We start from the raw sequence: 17,557 nt of genomic DNA on the forward strand, positions 1-17,557 counted from the left end.
CTCCTGCCGGCGACCGCCGGCGGGGGCCTTCCCCGTTCCCGCGCGGCCACGGGGCACGGGGGCACACGGCCACGGGGGCACACGAAAGCCTCCCGCCGACCCCGGTAGGGCCGGCGGGAGGCTTCCGCGCAGTGCGTCAGGGGTGCGCCCGGTCAGGAGCGCGCCGCGTCAGTGGGCGGCCGGCGCGGTGGTGCCGGTGGTCGGGGCACCCGGGGTGGCCGCCGTGCCGGCACCGGTGGCCGGGGCGCCCGGGGTCGCCGGGGCGGTGGCGCCGGTGGCCGGAACGGTGGCGCCCGTGGCCGGGGTGGCCGGGGCGGTCGCGGCGGGGGAGCCGGTCTTGGCGGGCACGGCCGCCGGGGTCGGACCGAAGCCCTTGTAGAGGCCCTTGTCCGAGTCCGGGCTGACGCCGGCCTGGGCGTCGACCTTCTGGCCGTCCTTGAAGGCGAAGGTGGTGTTGGCGAAGCCGCCGATGTGGACGGCCGCCGCGCTCACCGAGGCGGACGGGTTGCCCTGGCCGCCGATCGCGACCGAGCTGCCGGCCGGGATGACGATGGTGGGCTGCGGGGCACCCGCGGCGTCCGCGAAGGTGGCGGAAGCGTTGCCGACGGTGATCGACTGCAGCTCGGCCGGCGTGGTCGCCGTGTTGGAGATGTTCACGACCACGTTGGCGGGGCCCGTGTAGTCACCCGAGGTGCCGGCCCCGGTGACGATCACGATGTTGTTCAGTCGAAGGTTCGTCCCAAGGGTCGCCGCCGCGTTGTCCGGCTTGATCTGCAGGGTGTCCGGCGTGTTGCTGGCTGCGCAGGAGGACAGCGAGGCGATGGCGAGGGCGGCGATGGCGGCGATGCTGCCGCGTCGAAGGCTGCGGCTCATGCGGCGGCTACTCCTAGGTCACGTGTCGACAGGTCAGGTCTCAGATTATCGACCTCACTTATGCGCTCCTCACGGGGTGGTCCCCGTGTCGCACTCCCGGGGCCGCGCGGGGGCCGTCCGGCCGTACTCGTGGCATGAACCGGTCATCAGTAGGACAAGCTTCGACCAAGATCGAATAACGATCGGGTCACGACCCGGAACGGGGCGAAAGCTCAAGATCCAATCATGCTTGCGGGGGTGTTGCGCAAGGGTTTCGCCGGACCTCGGAACCGCCTCCGACCTGCGGGAAGCCCCCCTCGAACATCGGTCGCAGCACGTCACGGGGGTCCTTGTCAAGCCCCGGTACCGGCCCTGACCTGCGAAAACGCCCTTCGGGTGGGCCGCAAGGCGTGTTATTCTGGAAAGCCACGGAAGGGGTCCTGTCACATGACGTTCAAGGTTGGCGACACGGTGGTCTACCCCCATCACGGGGCCGCGCTGATCGAGGCCATCGAAATTCGCCAGATCAAAGGTGTGGACAAGACCTACCTGGTGCTCAAGGTGCAGCAGGGAGACCTGACGCTCCGCGTGCCCGCCGAGAACGCGGAGTTCGTCGGCGTGCGCGATGTGGTCGGCCAGGAGGGTCTGGACCGGGTCTTCGAGGTGCTCCGCGCACCGTACACCGAAGAGCCGACCAACTGGTCCCGTCGCTACAAGGCGAACCTGGAGAAGCTCGCCTCGGGCGACGTTATCAAGGTCGCCGAGGTCGTGCGCGACCTCTGGCGTCGCGAGCGCGAGCGCGGCCTCTCGGCCGGCGAGAAGCGGATGCTCGCGAAGGCGCGCCAGATCCTCGTCAGCGAGCTCGCGCTGGCGGAGAACACCAACGAGGACAAGGCGGAGACGCTGCTCGACGAGGTGCTCGCCTCGTAGTGCGGTCGGGCTTCCGCCCATCGCCCACAGCGCCCGGTGCCGGCGTGCCGCTCCCAGGACGAACCGTCCGGGGGTGGTGCAGTGGCACTCCGGGCGCTGAGGCGTGTCCGGACGACGCCCCCCACCCGAGCCGGTCCAGGCCTGCAAGACCGTTTCTGCGCAGTTGTGCGGCGGGCAGTGGACCAGTCGTTCTTCGGAAGGGGCCCCGCGCCCGCCGGGCACGCCATGGCCATACCCACTTCGCCGAAGGAGTGAAACCTGAACGCGTCAGCAGCAGTCGCAGCAGCTGTGGTGCCCGCCGCCGGACGCGGTGAGCGGCTGGGGCCCGGTGCCCCGAAGGCCTTGCGGGAACTGGGCGGCGTGCCGCTCCTGGTGCACGCCGTACGGGCCCTCGCCCGCAGCCGGGCGGTCGGCCTGGTCGTGGTCGCCGCGCCCGCCGACGGGGTGGCCGAGGTGGTCGCCCTGCTGGACGGCCACGGGCTGGACGGCAAGGACTTCCGGGTGGTGGCCGGTGGGGCGACCCGCCAGGAGTCGGTCCGGCTCGGCCTGGCGGCGATCCCCGAGGACGTCGAGATCGTGCTGGTGCACGACGCGGCCCGTCCGCTCGTCCCGGTCGAGGTGGTGGACGCCGTCGCGGCCGCCGTCCGGGCCGGGGCTCCGGCGGTGGTGCCCGCGGTGCCGCTGGCCGACACCGTGAAGCGGGTCGAGCCGAACCCGGGCCGCCCCGAGCCGGTGCTCGACACGCCCGAGCGGGCCACCCTGCGCGCGGTGCAGACCCCGCAGGGCTTCGACCGGGCCACCCTGGTCGAGGTGCACGCCAAGGCGCTGGCCGAGGAGGCCGCCGGCGGCGCCGACGCCGCGCCCGTCACCGACGACGCCGGACTGGTGGAGCGCTATGGCGGCACGGTCGTCGTGGTGCCCGGCCACGAAGAGGCGTTCAAGGTCACCCGTCCGCTGGACCTCGTGCTCGCCGAGGCCGTACTCGCCCGCCGGAGGGCCGCCGATGACTACTGAGCCCCTGATCCCCCGGGTGGGGATCGGCACCGACGTGCACGCCTTCGAGGCCGGCCGCCCGCTCCGGGTCGCCGGGCTGGAGTGGCCGGACGCCGGGGACGGGCTGGCCGGGCACTCGGACGCCGACGTGGCCGCGCACGCCTCCTGCGACGCGCTGTTCTCGGCCGCCGGGATCGGCGACCTGGGCGCCCACTTCGGCACCGACCGCCCGGAGTGGTCCGGCGCCTCCGGGGTGAAGCTGCTCGGGGAGGCGGCCCGGCTGGTGCGCGAGGCCGGCTTCGAGATCGGCAACATCGCGGTCCAGGTGATCGGGGTCCGGCCGAAGATCGGCAAGCGGCGGGCCGAGGCGCAGGCCGCGCTGTCCGAGGCGGCCGGTGCGCCGGTCTCGGTCTCCGGCACCACCACCGACGGCCTGGGCCTGACCGGCCGGGCCGAGGGGCTGGCCGCGATCGCCACCGCCCTGGTGTACGAACGGCGTTGAGCCGTTGGCCGGCGGGCGGCCGGCGGGCGGCCGGTGGTCCGGCAGCACGCCCGGCCGACCGCCCGGTCGGAAATAGGCGACTGGTGACGGGTGTTCACCGAATGCCGCAGGGGCCCGGATCGGTAGGGTTCGGTCCGGGCCCGTGCGGAGCTCACCCTCGGGTCGTACCGTCGCCGACGAGAAGAGGTTCCCGATGACTTCCCAACTCTCCGACCGCGCCAAGGCGTTGATCGACGGCAAGAGCTTCGCCGTGGTCTCCACGATCCAGCCGGACGGCAGCCCCCAGGCCTCGGTGGTCTGGGTCAAGCGGGACGGCGACGACATCCTGTTCTCCACGGTCCAGGGCCGCCGCAAGCACCTCAACCTGGTGAAGGACCCGCGGGCCTCGATCGTGATCAACCCGCCGGAGAGTCCGTACGAGTACCTGGAGGTCCGCGGTGCGGTGACGCTGACCACCGAGGGCGGCCGGGAGCTGATCAACGAGCTGGGCTTCAAGTACCGCGGTGACCAGGAGTACGGGTTCGACGGGCCGGACGACGTCCGGGTGGTCGTCCGGCTCACCCCGCGCAAGGTGGTCGGCAGCATCTGACCGGCCGGGCCGGCCGCGAATCCCCGGGGCGGTCCCGCCGTTCCCCGGGGATTGCCCGGTCCGTTCCCGGTTAATGTCGCGGGGCACCCCCCGCCGCCCACTACGCTTGACGCTGTGAGCATTCGTCTGTACGACACCAGCACCCGCCAGGTACGCGACTTCGTCCCGCTTGTACCGGGTTGTGTCTCGATCTACCTGTGCGGCGCTACCGTCCAGTCGGCGCCACACATCGGGCACATCCGGTCCGGCCTCAACTTCGACATCATGCAGCGGTGGTTCGCCTACCGCGGCTACCAGGTGACCTTCGTCCGCAACGTCACCGACATCGACGACAAGATCATCGCCAAGGAGCGCGAGCTCGGCACGCCGTGGTGGCAGATCGCCTACGAGAACGAGCGTGCCTTCAACGACGGTTACAGCGCGCTGGGCTGCCTGCCGCCGACCGTCGAGCCGCGGGCCACCGGGCACGTGCCCGAGATGATCGAGATGATGCAGGGGCTCATCGAGAAGGGCCACGCCTACGCGGTCGACGGCAACGTCTACTTCGACGTGAAGTCGTACCCCGACTACCTCGCGCTCTCCAACCAGAAGCTCGCCGACCTGCGCCAGCCCGAGGGCGAGGGCGAGACCGGCAAGCGCGACCAGCGCGACTTCGCGATGTGGAAGGCCGCCAAGCCGGGCGAGCCGAGCTGGGAGACCCCGTGGGGCCGCGGCCGCCCGGGCTGGCACCTGGAGTGCTCGGCGATGGTGCACAAGTACCTGGGCCCGGCCTTCGACATCCACGGCGGCGGCCTGGACCTGATCTTCCCGCACCACGAGAACGAGATCGCCCAGTCCAAGGCCTACGGCGACGACTTCGCCGCCTTCTGGGTGCACAACGCCTGGGTCACCATGGCCGGCGAGAAGATGAGCAAGTCGCTCGGCAACTCGGTGCTGGTCTCCGAGATGGTCCGGGCGTGGCGGCCGATCGTGCTCCGCTACTACCTGGGCGCCGCGCACTACCGCTCGATGATCGAGTACAGCGAGGACGCGCTGCGCGAGGCCGAGGTCGGCTTCGGCCGGATCGAGGGCTTCATCCAGCGGGCCGTCGAGCGCTGCGGCAAGGTCGACGCGGCGCCCGAGGTGCCGTCGGCCTTCGCCGAGGCGATGGACGACGACTTCGGCGTCCCGCAGGCGCTGGCCGTCGTGCACACCGCCGTCCGCCAGGGCAACAGCGCCCTGAACGCGGACGACAAGGAGAGCGTGGTGGCGCGACTGGCCGAGGTCCGTGCGATGCTCGGTGTACTGGGTCTCGATCCGCTCGACCCGCAGTGGGCCGGGGCGGAGCGCGGCGAGGACCTCCACGGTGTGGTCGACTCGCTGGTCCGTCTGGTCCTGGACCAGCGGCAGGCGGCGCGCCAGCGCAAGGACTTCGCCACCGCGGACGCCATCCGCGACCAGCTCGGCCTGGCCGGGCTGGTGATCGAGGACACCCCGTCCGGCCCGCGCTGGACGATCAACAACCAGTAACCCCATCTGACGACCGGGGTGATGGGTGGGCCGTACCGGACCGGTGCGGCCCTCCCGCATGACGTAGCGCATGCCGTCGGCCGCCGCCGCACCGAGCGGAGCGGCCGGGCATGCCGGACAGACAGGAAGTACAGCCATGGCCGGCAACAGCCAGCGCAGGAACCGCCGCAACCCCGGATCGAAGAAGGGTGCGTCTGTCGGTACCGGCGGGCACAGCCGGAGGGCACTGGAGGGCAAGGGCCCGACCCCGCCCGGTGAGGAGCGCAAGGGCCACCCCAAGCAGCGGGCCGCCAACGCCGCGATCAAGCGCGAGCGGGACGCCAAGGCCCGGGCCGGCATGCGCCGGGCCGGCGCCGGCGGCCGGGGCGGTCGTGGCGGCGCGGGCGCCGCCGAGCTGGTCTTCGGCCGCAACTCGGTGGTCGAGGCGCTCCAGGGCGGCGTGCCGGCCAACGCGCTGTACGTCCAGCAGTTCATCGACACCGACGACCGGGTGCGCGACGCCTTCCAGGCCGCCAACGAGCGCGGCATCCCGCTGATGGAGGCCCCGCGCCCGCAGCTGGACCAGATGACCGGCGGGATGAACCACCAGGGCCTGGTGCTGCAGGTTCCGCCGTACGAGTACGCCCACCCCGACGACCTGCTCGGGGAGGCCGCCGACGCCGGCCAGGACGCGCTGATCATCGCGCTGGACGGGGTCACCGACTCGCGCAACCTCGGCGCCGTGGTCCGCTCCGCCGCCGCCTTCGGTGCGCACGGCGTGGTCATCCCCGAGCGCCGTGCGGCCGGCATGACCGCCGGCGCCTGGAAGACCTCCTCCGGTGCCGCCGCCCGGCTGCCCGTCGCCCGCGCCACCAACCTGACCCGCACCCTGGAGGCCTACCAGAAGGCCGGCCTGATGGTCGTCGGCCTGGCCGCCGACGGCGAGGCCGAGCTGGGCGACCTGGAGCTGCTGACCGGCCCCGTGGTGATCGTCGCGGGCAGCGAGGGCAAGGGCCTGTCCCGTCTGGTCTCCGAGACCTGCGACATGCGGGTCCGGATCCCGATGAGCGGCCTGACCGAGTCGCTGAACGCCGGTGTCGCGGCGGGCATCGTGCTGTACGAGGCCGCCCGCCTGCGCGCCAAGCGCTGATTCCGGCAAGCACGGACGGACCCCCGTCCGCAGGAGATCTTCTGAATTCTCCGCGATCCGAGTGAAAAGCGATCGGGCCCGACCGGGTCCGATCGCTTTTCTCATGATCACTTCAAGTATGCGCCGGACATCCACCCGGGAGAGTGTCCTAAGCGGCCGTCACCCGGTTAGACGGGCGTGGACGTGGACACCAGAACACCTCGGCGCCCCCTGTTCGGCGGGGGCAGCACCGGGATAGAGGCGGGCCCCGGGATCGACACCGTCAAGGTGCCGTCGGACCCCGCGCGCCTCAGCAGCACCCAGGCGAGCTTCCGACTCCGGCTCGGCACCCCGGTGGCGCCGCTGATCGACGCCCCGGCGGGACTGCTGTCCACCGGCGCCGCGTTCGGCGACCCGTACGCCAACCAGGGCCTGATCCGCCGTCCGCTGGTCACCCCGCAGGTCGTCGTACCCGCCTCCGCCGTCCCGGCGCTGGCCGGGGCCGCCGGCGGCGCGCAGCGCCGCAAGGGCCGGGTCACCGCCGTCACCTGGACCGGCCAGGCGGCCCCCGGCGACCTCGCGGCCACCCGGCTCCTGGAAGCGGTGCGGACCAACGGCGCGCCCGGCGGCGCCGGCCCCGACGACGCGGACACCCAGGTGCTGCCCGCCTACGCGGGCGCCCGGACCGTCCCCCGCCAGCCGCGCGAGGGCAGCGGAACCGCCACCGACGCCGGCGTCGGCCCGGTCGGCGAGCCGCACGGCTGGACCCCCAGCGGCGAACTGCCGGAGGTCTCCGCCGCCGCGGCGGCCGACGGCAAGCAGCCCTGGTACCCCGGCCGCCGGGTCGACCTCGGCCTGGTGCTGCTGCCGCTCCGCGCGGTCCTCGGCGCGCTCTCCGTCTACGCCGGGTTCAGCAAGCTCTGCGACCCGGTGTACTTCGACGGCGGCGAGCGCGGCTCCATGATGCGCTGGCTCTCCTCGCTGCACCCGTGGAAGGTCGCCGAGCCGCTGCTCGCCTTCGCGATGGCGCACCCCGTCGGCTCCGGCCTGGTGGTGTCGTTCACCGAGATCGTGGTCGGCGTGCTGACCGTCCTCGGCCTGTGGCAGCGGCTCGCCGCCGGGGCGGCCATGCTGCTCTCCGCCGCGCTGCTGTTCACCGTCAGCTGGCGGGCCGTCCCGGTCTACGACACCCCCGACCTGATCTTCCTCGCGGCCTGGAGCCCGCTGCTGATCGCCGGGGCGCCGTTCGCCTCGCTCGACGGACGGCTCAACCTGGAGGCCTGGCGCCGGATCGGCACCGGCGCCCCCGGCGCGCTGCGCCGCCGGGTGCTGCGCCGCGGCGCGGTCGTCACCACCGTCGTGGTCGGCCTCACCCTGCTGCTCGGCTCGATGCTCGGCGCGGCCGTCCGCACCGGCGCCCGCCCGCACCAGGAGCCCGGCCGCCCGTCCGGCGACTACGGCACCCCGGTCTGGCCGTCCGGCAGCCCGTCCGGCGGCCCCGGCGGCCAGAGCACGTCCACCCAGCCCCAGCCCGCCGCCCCCCGCCCGGCCACCCCCACCCCGAGCGCCGGCACGCCGTCCACCGCCCCCGCCAAGTCGGCCGGGGCCACGCCCAGCGGCAAGCACTCCGGCAAGCCCGAGACCGGCGGCTCCTCCCCGGCGCCCGCAGCCCCGTCCGCCGGATCCGGCTCCGCGCCCGCCCAGCGGACCCCGGCCCCCGGCGGCTCGGGCAACGCGCCCAAGCCCAGCCCGAGCAACGGCTCCGGGCTGCTCGGCGGGGTGCTGGGCAGCGGTCCGGTGCTGGGCAGCGGGCCGCTGGCCGGCCTGTCCGGTGGCGAGGGCGCTGGGCAGTCCGGTGGGCAGTCCGGTGGGCAGTCCTCCCGTCCGGGGACGCCGACCGCCACCTGAGGCCGCCGGGCGCGCTACGGCCGGGTGCTCCGTGGGGGAGCACCCGGCCGTAGCGCTGCGGCTCGGCGGTTCCTCGGGCTCAGGGACGGGGGAACCGTCCTCGCGCGTCCCTCCGCTAGTCCTTGCGTGTCCCTTCGCTCGACCTCGCGCGTGCCTCCGCTCGTCCTCCGCTCGTCAGCGGGAGCTGTCGCGGTAGGCGGCGAGCTCCTTGGCCGCCTCGGTGAGGTCCTTCGCCGTGTCGATCGCGCGCCAGTACACGCCCTGCGGCAGCTGGTACCCGGCGAGCCGCTTGCTGCGGGCGAGTTGGGGGAAGGTGGTGCGCTCGTGGTCGCCCACGTCCGGCAGCAGCTCGGCGAACTCCGGACTGAACACGTACAGGCCGGCGTTGATCAGGAAGGGCGAGGGCGGGGCTTCGATGAAGTCCAGCACGTTGCCGAACTGGTCGGTCTCCACGGCGCCCCACGGGATCCGCGGCCGGGCCAGCGCGAGCGTCGCGACGGCGTCCCGCTCGTGGTGGAAGGCGGCCATGTCGCGCAGGCTGAACCTGGTCCAGATGTCGCCGTTGGTGGCGTACCAGGGCTCGTCCGGGCGCGGCAGCGCCTTCGCCGCGTACTTGAGCCCGCCGCCGCGCCCCAGCGGCTCGGCCTCGACCACCGTGCGCACCCGCAGCGGCAGGTCGGCCTTGTCGAGCCACTCCTCCAGCACGTCGGCCAGGTGGCCGCAGGACACCACGACGTCGGTGACGCCCTCGGCGGCCAGCCAGGCCAGCTGGTGGCCGAGGATCGGCGTGCCCGTCCCCGGGATCTCGACCAGCGGCTTGGGGCGGTCGTCCGTGTAGGGGCGGAGCCGGGAGCCCTGGCCGCCGGCCAGGATCACGGCCTGGGTGACGGGCGTTGTGGTCGGCCTGGGCTGCTGGGGCAGCGGGGACGTGAGGTCGGCGGTGGTGCCGGAGTCAGCGGTCATGGCTGAACAATAGGGCGCCCGAAGGGGGTTGGCGCCTCAGGTGGACCGCTCGGCCGGCGTCGTCGGCCGATGACGCCGACCGACGACGCGGAGGTCCGACGACGCCGTCAGCTGTCGCGGGAACCGTCAGCGGGCCGCGGAACCGTCAGCCGACGACGCCGGCCGCGAAGGCGCCGTCGCAGACCGGGCGGGCGAAGGACCGGGCCCGCTGCACGTCGCCCTGGTACTTGCGGACCGCCGCCTTGCCCAACTCGGTGGCCAGCGACGTGCAGTACGGCGTCAGCGACGGCTGCTCGCGCATCGAGCGCTCCAGCAGGTCCAGCGCGGCGGACGGGTTCTTGGCGCGCAGCTCGTCCAGCAGTGCCACCCGCAGCGACTCCTGCGGGGCGAGCCCGTCCGTCCTGGTGGCGGCCGAGGACGACCGCCCGATGCCGGCGCCGTCGCCGCTGGAGGCCGCCACGACCTGCTGGTCGAGCGCGGTCGGCGGGGCCCACGGGACGCGGGTCACGGCGAGGGTGCCGGTGGTCACCAGGACGACCGGCAGGGTCAGGGCGACGGTCTGGCCGATACGGCGCACAAGCTGCTTCACCCTCAGGAGAGTAGCGGTGGGTAGGCCCCGGATCGCCCTCCGTCACGCCATCGAGTGACAGGGTGTCCGGGTTCGTCCCTGCACCGTGTTGACGTGGGGGTGTACGGACGGAGCCCGCCGGACCGCGAACGGTCCGACGGGCTCCGGAGGTGCTCTGTGCGGGGCTGGTGCGCAGGGCCGGCGCGCGGGGCGTCAGCGGCCCAGGCGGGCGCCGGTGCTGGTGGAGAAGACGTGGGTCTCCTCGGCGGTCGGCACGACGTGGATGGTCTCGCCGCGGGCCGGGATCTGGCGGCCGGGCACGCGGACGACCAGGTCCTTGTCCACGCCGCCGATCTGGGTGGTGCCGTAGACGAAGCCGTCCGAGCCGAGCTCCTCGACCACGTTCACCGTCACCGCGACACCCTCGATGCCGCCCGCCGGGACGATCTGGAAGTGCTCGGGGCGGATGCCGACGGTCACCGTCTTGTCGGTCGCGGCGCCGGCCAGGTCCTCGCGGGAGATGTTGACCACCGAGCCGCCGAACTTCACGCCGCCGTCCACCAGCGGCACCTCGACCAGGTTCATGGCGGGCGAGCCGATGAAGCCGGCCACGAACAGGTTCGCGGGCTTGTCGTACATGTTGCGCGGGGTGTCGACCTGCTGGAGCAGGCCGTCCTTGAGCACCGCGACCCGGTCGCCCATGGTGAGCGCCTCGGTCTGGTCGTGGGTGACGTACACCGTGGTGATGCCCAGGCGGCGCTGCAGACCGGCGATCTGGGTGCGGGTCGAGACGCGGAGCTTGGCGTCCAGGTTCGACAGCGGCTCGTCCATCAGGAAGACCTGCGGCTGGCGGACGATCGCCCGGCCCATCGCGACGCGCTGGCGCTGACCGCCGGACAGCGCCTTCGGCTTGCGGTCCAGGTAGTCGGTCAGGTCGAGGATCTTCGCCGCCTCCTCGACCTTGGTGCGGATGTCCGCCTTGTTCACGCCGGCGATCTTGAGCGCGAAGCCCATGTTCTCGGCGACGGTCATGTGCGGGTACAGCGCGTAGTTCTGGAACACCATCGCGATGTCCCGGTCCTTCGGCGGCAGGTGGGTGACGTCCCGGTCGCCGATCCGGATCGCGCCGCTGTTGACGTCCTCCAGACCGGCCAGCATGCGCAGGCTGGTCGACTTGCCGCAGCCCGACGGGCCGACCAGCACGAGGAATTCGCCGTCCGCGATCTCCAGGTCCAGCGCGTCCACCGACGGCTTGGTCGCCCCGGGGTAGACACGGGTCGCCTGGTCGTACGTGACAGAAGCCATGGTCGTTCTCTCCTTCACCGGCAGGAACGTGCCGGACGATCCGAGTAAAGGGGGGTTCGTTCGTCTCCGTCGGCCCGTCAGTGGTCTGAACCACCACCGCGCCGACTCCCGGCGACGCTACCTGCGCGTCCGCCGCTTGTCAGCCCCCCTCCGCCCGCTTTTCCGCATCGGTTCCATCACGCCCACCCACCCCGCCAACCCCGGGATATCCCCCCACCCCGCCGCCCCGGCCCGGTAGACTGCCCCCGGTGCCGCCGTGATCCATCGCGGACGGCCACCGTGCCTCCTTAGCTCAGCTGGCCAGAGCACCGCTCTTGTAAAGCGGGGGTCGTCGGTTCGAACCCGACAGGGGGCTCAGCGCCGGACACGGCAGAAGGGCCAGCTCACCGGGGTGATCCGGGGGAGCCGGCCCTTCGTCGTTGCTGCGGTCCTACTCGGGCTGTGCCACGGGCGTGCCAGAAGCGTCCGGCGGATCGTCGTCGTCCCCGAGAGCCTTGCGGGCAGCCTCGCCCATCTTGTCGGCGATGGCACGGTCACGGTCGCTGGTCATGTGCTGGTAGATCAGCGCGGCCCGGGTGGTGCTGTGGCCCATCCTGGTCATGAGCTCCCGGGTGCTGGCCCCGTTCTGCGCGGCGATGTTGTTGCCGGTGTGCCGGACGTCGTGGAAGTGGATGTCCGGGGAGACGCCGGCCTTCGCCTTGGCGGCCGTCCAGTCGTCCCGGAAGTTGCTCCGGCGGAGCCTGCCACCCCGGGGGCCGACGAAGAACAGGCCGTCCTGCCCCTTGGCCGCGTGACGCTCCAGGTGGCGTTCGAGGTCCGGGACGATCAGGTCCGGGAACGAGACCGGGCGGAAGCCGGCGCGGCTCTTGGGCGCCTTGGTGATCAGCTTGCCGCTGCTCAGCTCGGCCTGATTTCGGCGGACCCAGAGGATGCGGGCGTTCAGGTCGACGTCCCGCCGGCGGAGCGCGGCCAGCTCACCGAGCCTGAGCGTCGTGAAGGCCGTCAGCAGCACGAGCGCCCGCCACTGCGGCTGGATGGCTGCAGCTACGGCGTACACCTCGGGGACGGTCAGGACCGGGCGTTCCGGGACGTCGTAGACGTCGGCGCCCTTGATCCGGCACGGGTTGCGCTTGATCAGCTCATCGTCCACGGCGGTGGTCATGATGCTGCGGAGGAGCTGGTACGCCTTGACCACGGTCGGCTCGCCAACTCCCGCTTCCAGGAGCCGAGTTCGCCACGCACGGACGCGGGCAGCTGGGATCTCGGAGACGAACTTGCCGCCGAGGGTGGGCTTGATGTGCAACCGAAGGACGCCCTCGTACCGCTCCCTGGTGGTCTCCTCCAGCTTGCGGTCCTTGAGCCACTCGTCGGCGAAGTCCCCGAACTTCACCTTCCCGGCGTCCGGATCAGTCCACTGGTCGCGCTTGATGTCGGCCTCGATGAGCGTGAGCGCGACTTCGGCGTCCGTCTTGGTGGGGTAGGTCTTCTCGCCGGGACGCATCAGGCCGGTGACCGGATCGGGGTAGCGGATCTGGAAGCGGCCGGAGGGAAGCTTGCGGACCGAGCCGAAGCGCCGGCGGTTGCCCCTGGAGTTGGCCATCACGCCACCGACCGCAGACGACGGGATCGGGTGGCCGGCTGAACGGTGTTGGCGGCCACGTAGTCGGCGAGGGCCGTTTCCGTGATGCGGACGTGGTGGCCGACCTTGACGAAGGCGATGCGGCGTTCGGCGATCAGGCGGCGGGGGAACCGTTCCCCGCTGGTCGCCCAGGTGCCGAGGCGTTCGGCGGCTTCCTTGACGGTCAGCAGGCGGTCCATGCTTGTTCCCCCTCTTCTCGCGCGAGTTGTGCGCGCATCTCCTGTCGGTCGGTGGTGTGGCGTTCGTGCAGGTCCCGGGCGATGGTGGCGGCGAGCAGGGACTCACCCGGGGAGTTCCCGGCGCCGGCGAAGACCCAGTGGGCGACGACCAGGGTCTCGGCTTCGGGCAGGTCGTCCAGGTCCGGGAGCCCGGCGGCGAGCAGGCGTTCCCGAAGTTCGGTGCGGGCTTGTTCGGCGCGGTAGTCAGCGCGGACCTGGCGGAGGGCGCCGAGGGTGGTCGAGTAGGTGGGGGACTTGCTGGAGAAGTGGCCGCGGAAGCCGAGCATGTGGGACCAGTGCGCGAGCAGGCGGCCGGGGTAGTACTGGTCGAGGTCCCAGCAGGCTTCGATCAGACGGCGGGTGTGGGCGGGCAGGTCGTGCCGGTCGAGTTCGTGGCGCTCCAGGATGCGGCGGTCCACGGTCTCGGTGGTCTCGGCGGACTTGGTGGCGTACTTGGCGATGTAGGAGGCGACGGCCCGCTCCGTGATCTCCCCGCCGGCGAAGGCGCCGATCGGCCGTACATCGACCTGTGTGCCCCATTCCAGGACGCGGGCGGGCTGGTCACCCCCGGCGGCGACGGGGAGACCGGCACGGCGGGCGGCGGCGCGGATCGCGGCGTCCAGCAGGGAGACGGTGGCCCAGGCAGGCGGGGCGGTGTCGGGTCCGCCGGGGCCATCGATGCGGATCACGGCGTGGAAGTGGACGGCGCCCCGGCGCTGGTATTCGGCGACCTTGCCGAACGAGAGCTTCGCCTGCTCCTTGAACTGCCACTGGTACAGCCCGACCATTTTTGCCATGACCCGGAACAGGTAGATCGTGAAGCGTCGCCAGAGGTCAGGGGCGTGGTTGTTCCACAGCACCGCGTGCCCGTACTCGTAGCGCTCCGGATCGAGCGGCGTGCCCAGTAGGGGCGAGCCGGCGGGGTGGGCGTGGCCGCAGCGGCAGGTGCCCTTGTCGGGCCGGTTGTGGACCGGGCCGAACGAGGGGGCGGTGAGGGTGGCGAACACCCGGGGGTGAGAGCGGACCGTGACCGGGACGCCCTTGGTGGTGTCTCCGGCGAGGCCGGCGCGGATCAGGTGGAAGGTGTCCGCGGAGTACGTGCGGGCGCAGGACGGGCAGCGGGAGGCCCGGCGGTTGCCACAGGCGACCTTGAGGCGCCCGCCGGGTTCGTGGTCGGTGGAGTAGCGATGCCAGACGGCGCCGGTCGGGGCGTGGGTGAGGGTGCGGAAGCCCTTGAGGTGCATCGGGTTGGCACAGCCGCCGGTGCGGCGGATCTGGTCGTGGAGGCGGGGAAGGTCACCGCGAGAGGCGAGGCGGGCCAGGTCCGCGAGGGCCAGCCGGTTCGGAAGTTCGTGGAGCACGGGGCATCTCCTGTGGGGAGAGGGCCCCGGAGCCGGGTGAGTGAGCGGCTCCGGGGCGGAGCGGCTCAGGACTGGTTGGCGGGCTTCTGGTGGCGGTCGATCCACTGCTCGGCGCAGACCTTGTGGACGGGCTTGCCGCGGTCGGAGCGCAGGTTGGTGGGCTTGTCGCAGACGCCGCAGGGCTCGGCTTTCGGGGCCCAGTGCTTGGAGTCGCGCCAGTCGAGGAGGGCCATCGGTCAGACCGCCTTGGTGGCGGTGGCGAGCGGGCGGGCGATGGTGCCGGCGCCGTCGCAGGTCTGGCAGGTGACCGGGATGGTGGCGCGGGAGCCGTCGCGCAGGCGGACGCCGGTGGCGATGGCGACTGCGGCGAAACCGGAGCAGTTCGGGCAGATCCGGCGCGGGGTGTGGTTGTGCTGCGGCATGATGGTGGTCTCCTTCGTGGGCTTCGGTTCGGGAAGGGGTTGCGGCCTCGGGGCGGCGGGATGCTTGGCGGCGTGTTGCCGCCCCGGGGCCGGCCTTGCTTGTCGGTGGTGCGAGTTACGGTCCTGCCGTGCGGCCGACTGCAGGGGAATCCAGCTCCGTAGAAACAGGCGTCTCCCTGGTCTGTCTGGGGGTGGCCCGGGTAGCGCCCGGGACCTAACCGACGACTGGGCAAAGTTGAGAGTCTTCGGTGGCCCGTCAGAGTCGGCCGCACACAACATGGAGTCAGCGGCGGCGGGTCGTGCGGCCGTCGCGCTTGTGCGCGTACATGTCCCGGTCGGCGGAGCTGAGCGCGTCCGTGAGCGAGACGACTGGCAGCTCGGCGACGGGGCAGATGCCCACCGAGGCGGAGGCCGGGAGCGTGAGGCCGGCGTACGGGACCGGCTGGTTGAGCGCCGTGCGGAGTTCGGGCAGGCGCCTGGGGGCGTCCAGGGCGACGACGGCGAACTCGTCCCCGCCGAGGCGGGCGGCGATGCCGGTACGGCCGCACCAGGCGGACAGGCGGTCGGCGGTCGAGGTGAGCACGGCGTCGCCGGCGGCGTGGCCGTAGGTGTCGTTGGTGGCCTTGAAGTCGTCCAGGTCGATCAGCAGCACCGAGGCGCGGTCCGGACGGCGTTGGGTCAGCTGGTGGGCACGGGCGGTGAAGCCGTCGCGGGTGTGGAGCCCGGTGAGCGGGTCACGGCGGCTGGTGGCGAGGCGCCGGTTCAGCCAGGTCGCGTGGGTGGTCCAGCCGATCAGCGGCACAGCGGCGGCGAAGGCCGTGGGGAGATCCATGGTGGTCCTCCGTGATGGGCGGATGGGGTGGGGTTGCGATCTCCGGGGCGGCGGGATGCTGGCGGCGTGTTGGCCGTCCCCGGGGAGGTCAGAGGCCGAGGCGCTGGGCGCGGGCGGCGGCCCGGTCGAGCAGCTGGTGGATGTCGGCCTGGCGGGTGGTGGGGCGGTCGTTGTACTCGTCCGGGGAGCGGACGGGGCGGCCGGTGGCGTGCAGGATCTCCATGAGCTGGACGCGGGCGGTGGTGACGGTGCCGGGGGTGCCGTAGCCGTGGGCGAGGACGGCGGCCTGGGCGCCGAGGAGGCAGACGCGGCCGGCGGAGTCCCACATGGCGCCTTGGAGCCAGCCGAAGGCGTCGATGTAGCGGGAGGTGAGCCGCAGGTGGCCGGCGGCGCTCACCGGGGCCGGGCGGGCCGGGCGGTGGGTGATCCGGTCGAGGAGCGTGAGCCGGGGCACCGGGTAGCCGGCGTTCCAGGGCTGGAGGGTGGAGCCGAGCGGCGAGACGTACAGGACCGGGATGCGGGCCGGGGCGGGCAGTGAGGCCAAGTAGGCCTCGATCTCGGCGACGAGGCCGGAGCCGTCGACGGTGACCAGGGGCGGCAGGCGGACGGTGGTCGGCATGGTCAACTCTCCTTTCTGGCTTGCTACTTGTTGGTCTTGTTGACGACGGACACGCCGTCGCGGGTGGTGTTGTCGATCAGCGGGGCGGCGGAGGTGTCGGCGAGGTAGAAGCCGAGGAGGATGAGCGCGGCGACGGCCCACCAGCGCAGTCGGAGGTGCCGGACGATGAGCCAGGCGGCGATCGCGAGGATGACGATGAACGGCAGCTGGATGGTCACCAGACGGGCCTTTCAGGCGAGTTCGGCGATGAGGGCCGAGGCGAGCGGGTCTTGGACTCCGAGTCGGGCGCGGAGGGTGGCGGCGTCGATCGGGTTGCCGGTGCGGGTGCGGTGGTCGTCGGCGACCTTGCGGGCGTGGTCGAGCAGGAAGCCCGGGACGGTCGGGGTCGGCGCGGCGGCCGGGGCCGGAACGTGGGCCGTGGCCGGTACGGCGGCCGGAGCGGGGACGGGGATGGGGGCCGGTTCGATCGCCGGGACAGCCGCGGGCGGTTCGACGGGCGCGGGCTCGATGACCGGTTCGGTGATCGGTTCGGGGGCCGGGACGTAGAGCGGCTGGGCGTCCTCGGTGGCGTCCGGCTCGGGTTCCACGACCGGGGTTTCTTCGGCGTGTGCGGTGGTCGAGTGCGCGAGCAGGGTTCCGCCGAGGAAGGCGGCGGCGGGCCAGCCGGCGACCAGGACGCGGAGCCAGGCCGGGGCGTTGCCGAGGTCGAGGAGTCCGGCGGTGCCGACGTTGGCGCCGAGGGATGCGGCCAGGGCGATGACGAACCAGCACCAGGCGAGCCGGCGTGCGGTGCCGGAGCGCATCCGGCGCCAGGCTGCGACGAGCAACAGGTCGACGGACACCGGGTAGGCCCAGGACTTCCATCCGGCCTGTCCGGCGGCCGCGGCGAGGTCGTGCAGGTGGGCGAAGGAGAGAGCGGCGGCGATCACCGCCTGGGCGAGTACCGCGTCCAGCTTGGGGAGTCGGCGCATGGCGTGCCCTGTCAGAGCTGGTTCTTGTCGAGGGCGAAGAAGAGGACCGTGCCGCCGGTCAGCTCCGGACGGCGCTGGGTCAGGTGGTTGATCGCGAGGTCGAAGATGTCGGCGCGGGTCGTGCCGGGCTTCGGCGTGATGGTGTCCGCGAAGGTGGCGCTGGCGGTCCCGCTGCTCGTGGTCCGCTGGATCGTGAGGACGCAGTGGTAGGTGTCCTGCTGCATTGCTGTCTCCTGGGGGGTGCGGCCGGGCGGGGCACGGTGGGCTT

The 17,557-nt window shown here is 72.7% G+C and carries 21 protein-coding genes and 1 tRNA gene; 8 read left to right on the forward strand and 14 right to left on the reverse strand.

Annotated features, from left to right (window positions below):
* Positions 1–168 precede the first annotated feature (168 nt).
* The gene (locus ACZ58X_RS19865; RefSeq protein ID WP_470334916.1) at positions 169–873 is read right to left on the reverse strand and encodes a DUF461 domain-containing protein; all 705 of its coding nucleotides are present in this window, start codon (positions 871–873) and stop codon (positions 169–171) included.
* A gap of 426 nt (positions 874–1,299) precedes the next feature.
* Between ACZ58X_RS19865 and ACZ58X_RS19870 the strand changes: the two genes are divergently transcribed.
* The 7 genes from ACZ58X_RS19870 (at position 1,300) to ACZ58X_RS19900 (ending at position 8,391) form a co-directional block, all read left to right on the forward strand.
* Entirely contained in the window at positions 1,300–1,782 is a 483-nt protein-coding gene (locus tag ACZ58X_RS19870; RefSeq protein ID WP_030244332.1) for a CarD family transcriptional regulator, read from the forward strand.
* A gap of 288 nt (positions 1,783–2,070) precedes the next feature.
* Entirely contained in the window at positions 2,071–2,796 is a 726-nt protein-coding gene (gene ispD / locus ACZ58X_RS19875; RefSeq protein ID WP_470334917.1) for a 2-C-methyl-D-erythritol 4-phosphate cytidylyltransferase, read from the forward strand.
* Entirely contained in the window at positions 2,786–3,277 is a 492-nt protein-coding gene (ispF, locus tag ACZ58X_RS19880) for a 2-C-methyl-D-erythritol 2,4-cyclodiphosphate synthase (RefSeq protein WP_470334918.1), read from the forward strand. The genes ispD and ispF overlap by 11 nt, the downstream gene beginning before the upstream one ends.
* 193 nt (positions 3,278–3,470) lie before the next feature.
* Positions 3,471–3,866 carry a PPOX class F420-dependent oxidoreductase gene (locus ACZ58X_RS19885; protein WP_470334919.1) on the forward strand — a complete coding sequence of 132 codons (396 nt, stop codon included), beginning with the start codon at positions 3,471–3,473 and terminating at the stop codon, positions 3,864–3,866.
* A gap of 114 nt (positions 3,867–3,980) precedes the next feature.
* Positions 3,981–5,375 (forward strand): cysteine--tRNA ligase, encoded by a 1,395-nt coding sequence (gene cysS, locus ACZ58X_RS19890; protein WP_470334920.1) that lies wholly within the window; start codon positions 3,981–3,983, stop codon positions 5,373–5,375.
* A 136-nt stretch (positions 5,376–5,511) separates the two neighbouring features.
* Positions 5,512–6,504, forward strand: coding sequence for a 23S rRNA (guanosine(2251)-2'-O)-methyltransferase RlmB (gene rlmB / locus ACZ58X_RS19895; protein WP_470334921.1), 993 nt, complete (start codon positions 5,512–5,514; stop codon positions 6,502–6,504).
* A 267-nt stretch (positions 6,505–6,771) separates the two neighbouring features.
* A complete protein-coding gene (locus ACZ58X_RS19900; protein WP_470334922.1) occupies positions 6,772–8,391 on the forward strand; it encodes a DoxX family membrane protein in 1,620 nt (539 codons plus the stop codon).
* 174 nt (positions 8,392–8,565) lie between these two features.
* Here ACZ58X_RS19900 and ACZ58X_RS19905 read toward each other — a convergent pair whose 3' ends face one another.
* The 3 genes from ACZ58X_RS19905 to ACZ58X_RS19915 all read right to left on the reverse strand — a co-directional run bounded on the left by ACZ58X_RS19905 (position 8,566) and on the right by ACZ58X_RS19915 (position 11,227).
* On the reverse strand, positions 8,566–9,354 hold the full coding sequence (locus tag ACZ58X_RS19905) for a nucleotidyltransferase family protein (protein ID WP_470334923.1): 789 nt from the start codon (positions 9,352–9,354) through the stop codon (positions 8,566–8,568).
* A gap of 145 nt (positions 9,355–9,499) precedes the next feature.
* On the reverse strand, positions 9,500–9,943 hold the full coding sequence (locus ACZ58X_RS19910) for an immunoglobulin domain-containing family protein (protein WP_470334924.1): 444 nt from the start codon (positions 9,941–9,943) through the stop codon (positions 9,500–9,502).
* Between the two features lie 192 nt (positions 9,944–10,135).
* Positions 10,136–11,227: an ABC transporter ATP-binding protein gene (locus tag ACZ58X_RS19915; protein ID WP_470334925.1), complete on the reverse strand. Its 1,092-nt coding sequence runs from the start codon at positions 11,225–11,227 to the stop codon at positions 10,136–10,138.
* Between the two features lie 281 nt (positions 11,228–11,508).
* Here ACZ58X_RS19915 and ACZ58X_RS19920 point away from each other — a divergent pair.
* Positions 11,509–11,582: transfer RNA gene (locus ACZ58X_RS19920), tRNA-Thr, on the forward strand.
* Between the two features lie 75 nt (positions 11,583–11,657).
* Here the strand turns inward: ACZ58X_RS19920 and ACZ58X_RS19925 are convergent.
* The 10 genes from ACZ58X_RS19925 to ACZ58X_RS19970 all read right to left on the reverse strand — a co-directional run bounded on the left by ACZ58X_RS19925 (position 11,658) and on the right by ACZ58X_RS19970 (position 17,513).
* Positions 11,658–12,827 carry a tyrosine-type recombinase/integrase gene (locus tag ACZ58X_RS19925; protein ID WP_470334926.1) on the reverse strand — a complete coding sequence of 390 codons (1,170 nt, stop codon included), beginning with the start codon at positions 12,825–12,827 and terminating at the stop codon, positions 11,658–11,660.
* Complete coding sequence (locus tag ACZ58X_RS19930; protein WP_470334927.1) at positions 12,827–13,045, reverse strand: excisionase family DNA-binding protein; 219 nt, start codon at positions 13,043–13,045, stop codon at positions 12,827–12,829. Before ACZ58X_RS19930 ends, ACZ58X_RS19925 begins: the two co-directional genes overlap by 1 nt.
* A complete protein-coding gene (gene repSA / locus ACZ58X_RS19935) occupies positions 13,030–14,445 on the reverse strand; it encodes a replication initiator protein RepSA (RefSeq protein ID WP_470334928.1) in 1,416 nt (471 codons plus the stop codon). The genes ACZ58X_RS19930 and repSA overlap by 16 nt, the downstream gene beginning before the upstream one ends.
* A 65-nt stretch (positions 14,446–14,510) precedes the next feature.
* Positions 14,511–14,678, reverse strand: coding sequence for a hypothetical protein (locus ACZ58X_RS19940; protein ID WP_470334929.1), 168 nt, complete (start codon positions 14,676–14,678; stop codon positions 14,511–14,513).
* 3 nt (positions 14,679–14,681) lie between these two features.
* Complete coding sequence (locus ACZ58X_RS19945; protein WP_470334930.1) at positions 14,682–14,867, reverse strand: hypothetical protein; 186 nt, start codon at positions 14,865–14,867, stop codon at positions 14,682–14,684.
* A gap of 283 nt (positions 14,868–15,150) precedes the next feature.
* On the reverse strand, positions 15,151–15,699 hold the full coding sequence (locus ACZ58X_RS19950) for a GGDEF domain-containing protein (RefSeq protein WP_470334931.1): 549 nt from the start codon (positions 15,697–15,699) through the stop codon (positions 15,151–15,153).
* A gap of 88 nt (positions 15,700–15,787) precedes the next feature.
* A complete protein-coding gene (locus ACZ58X_RS19955) occupies positions 15,788–16,318 on the reverse strand; it encodes a DUF6197 family protein (RefSeq protein WP_470334932.1) in 531 nt (176 codons plus the stop codon).
* Between the two features lie 23 nt (positions 16,319–16,341).
* Entirely contained in the window at positions 16,342–16,536 is a 195-nt protein-coding gene (locus ACZ58X_RS19960; protein ID WP_470334933.1) for a hypothetical protein, read from the reverse strand.
* A 12-nt stretch (positions 16,537–16,548) separates the two neighbouring features.
* A complete protein-coding gene (locus ACZ58X_RS19965; protein WP_470334934.1) occupies positions 16,549–17,289 on the reverse strand; it encodes a DUF2637 domain-containing protein in 741 nt (246 codons plus the stop codon).
* 11 nt (positions 17,290–17,300) lie between these two features.
* The gene (locus ACZ58X_RS19970; protein ID WP_470334935.1) at positions 17,301–17,513 is read right to left on the reverse strand and encodes a hypothetical protein; all 213 of its coding nucleotides are present in this window, start codon (positions 17,511–17,513) and stop codon (positions 17,301–17,303) included.
* Positions 17,514–17,557: the final 44 nt, after the last annotated feature.

The sequence above is a fragment of the Kitasatospora sp. NPDC040550 genome, assembly GCF_055594965.1.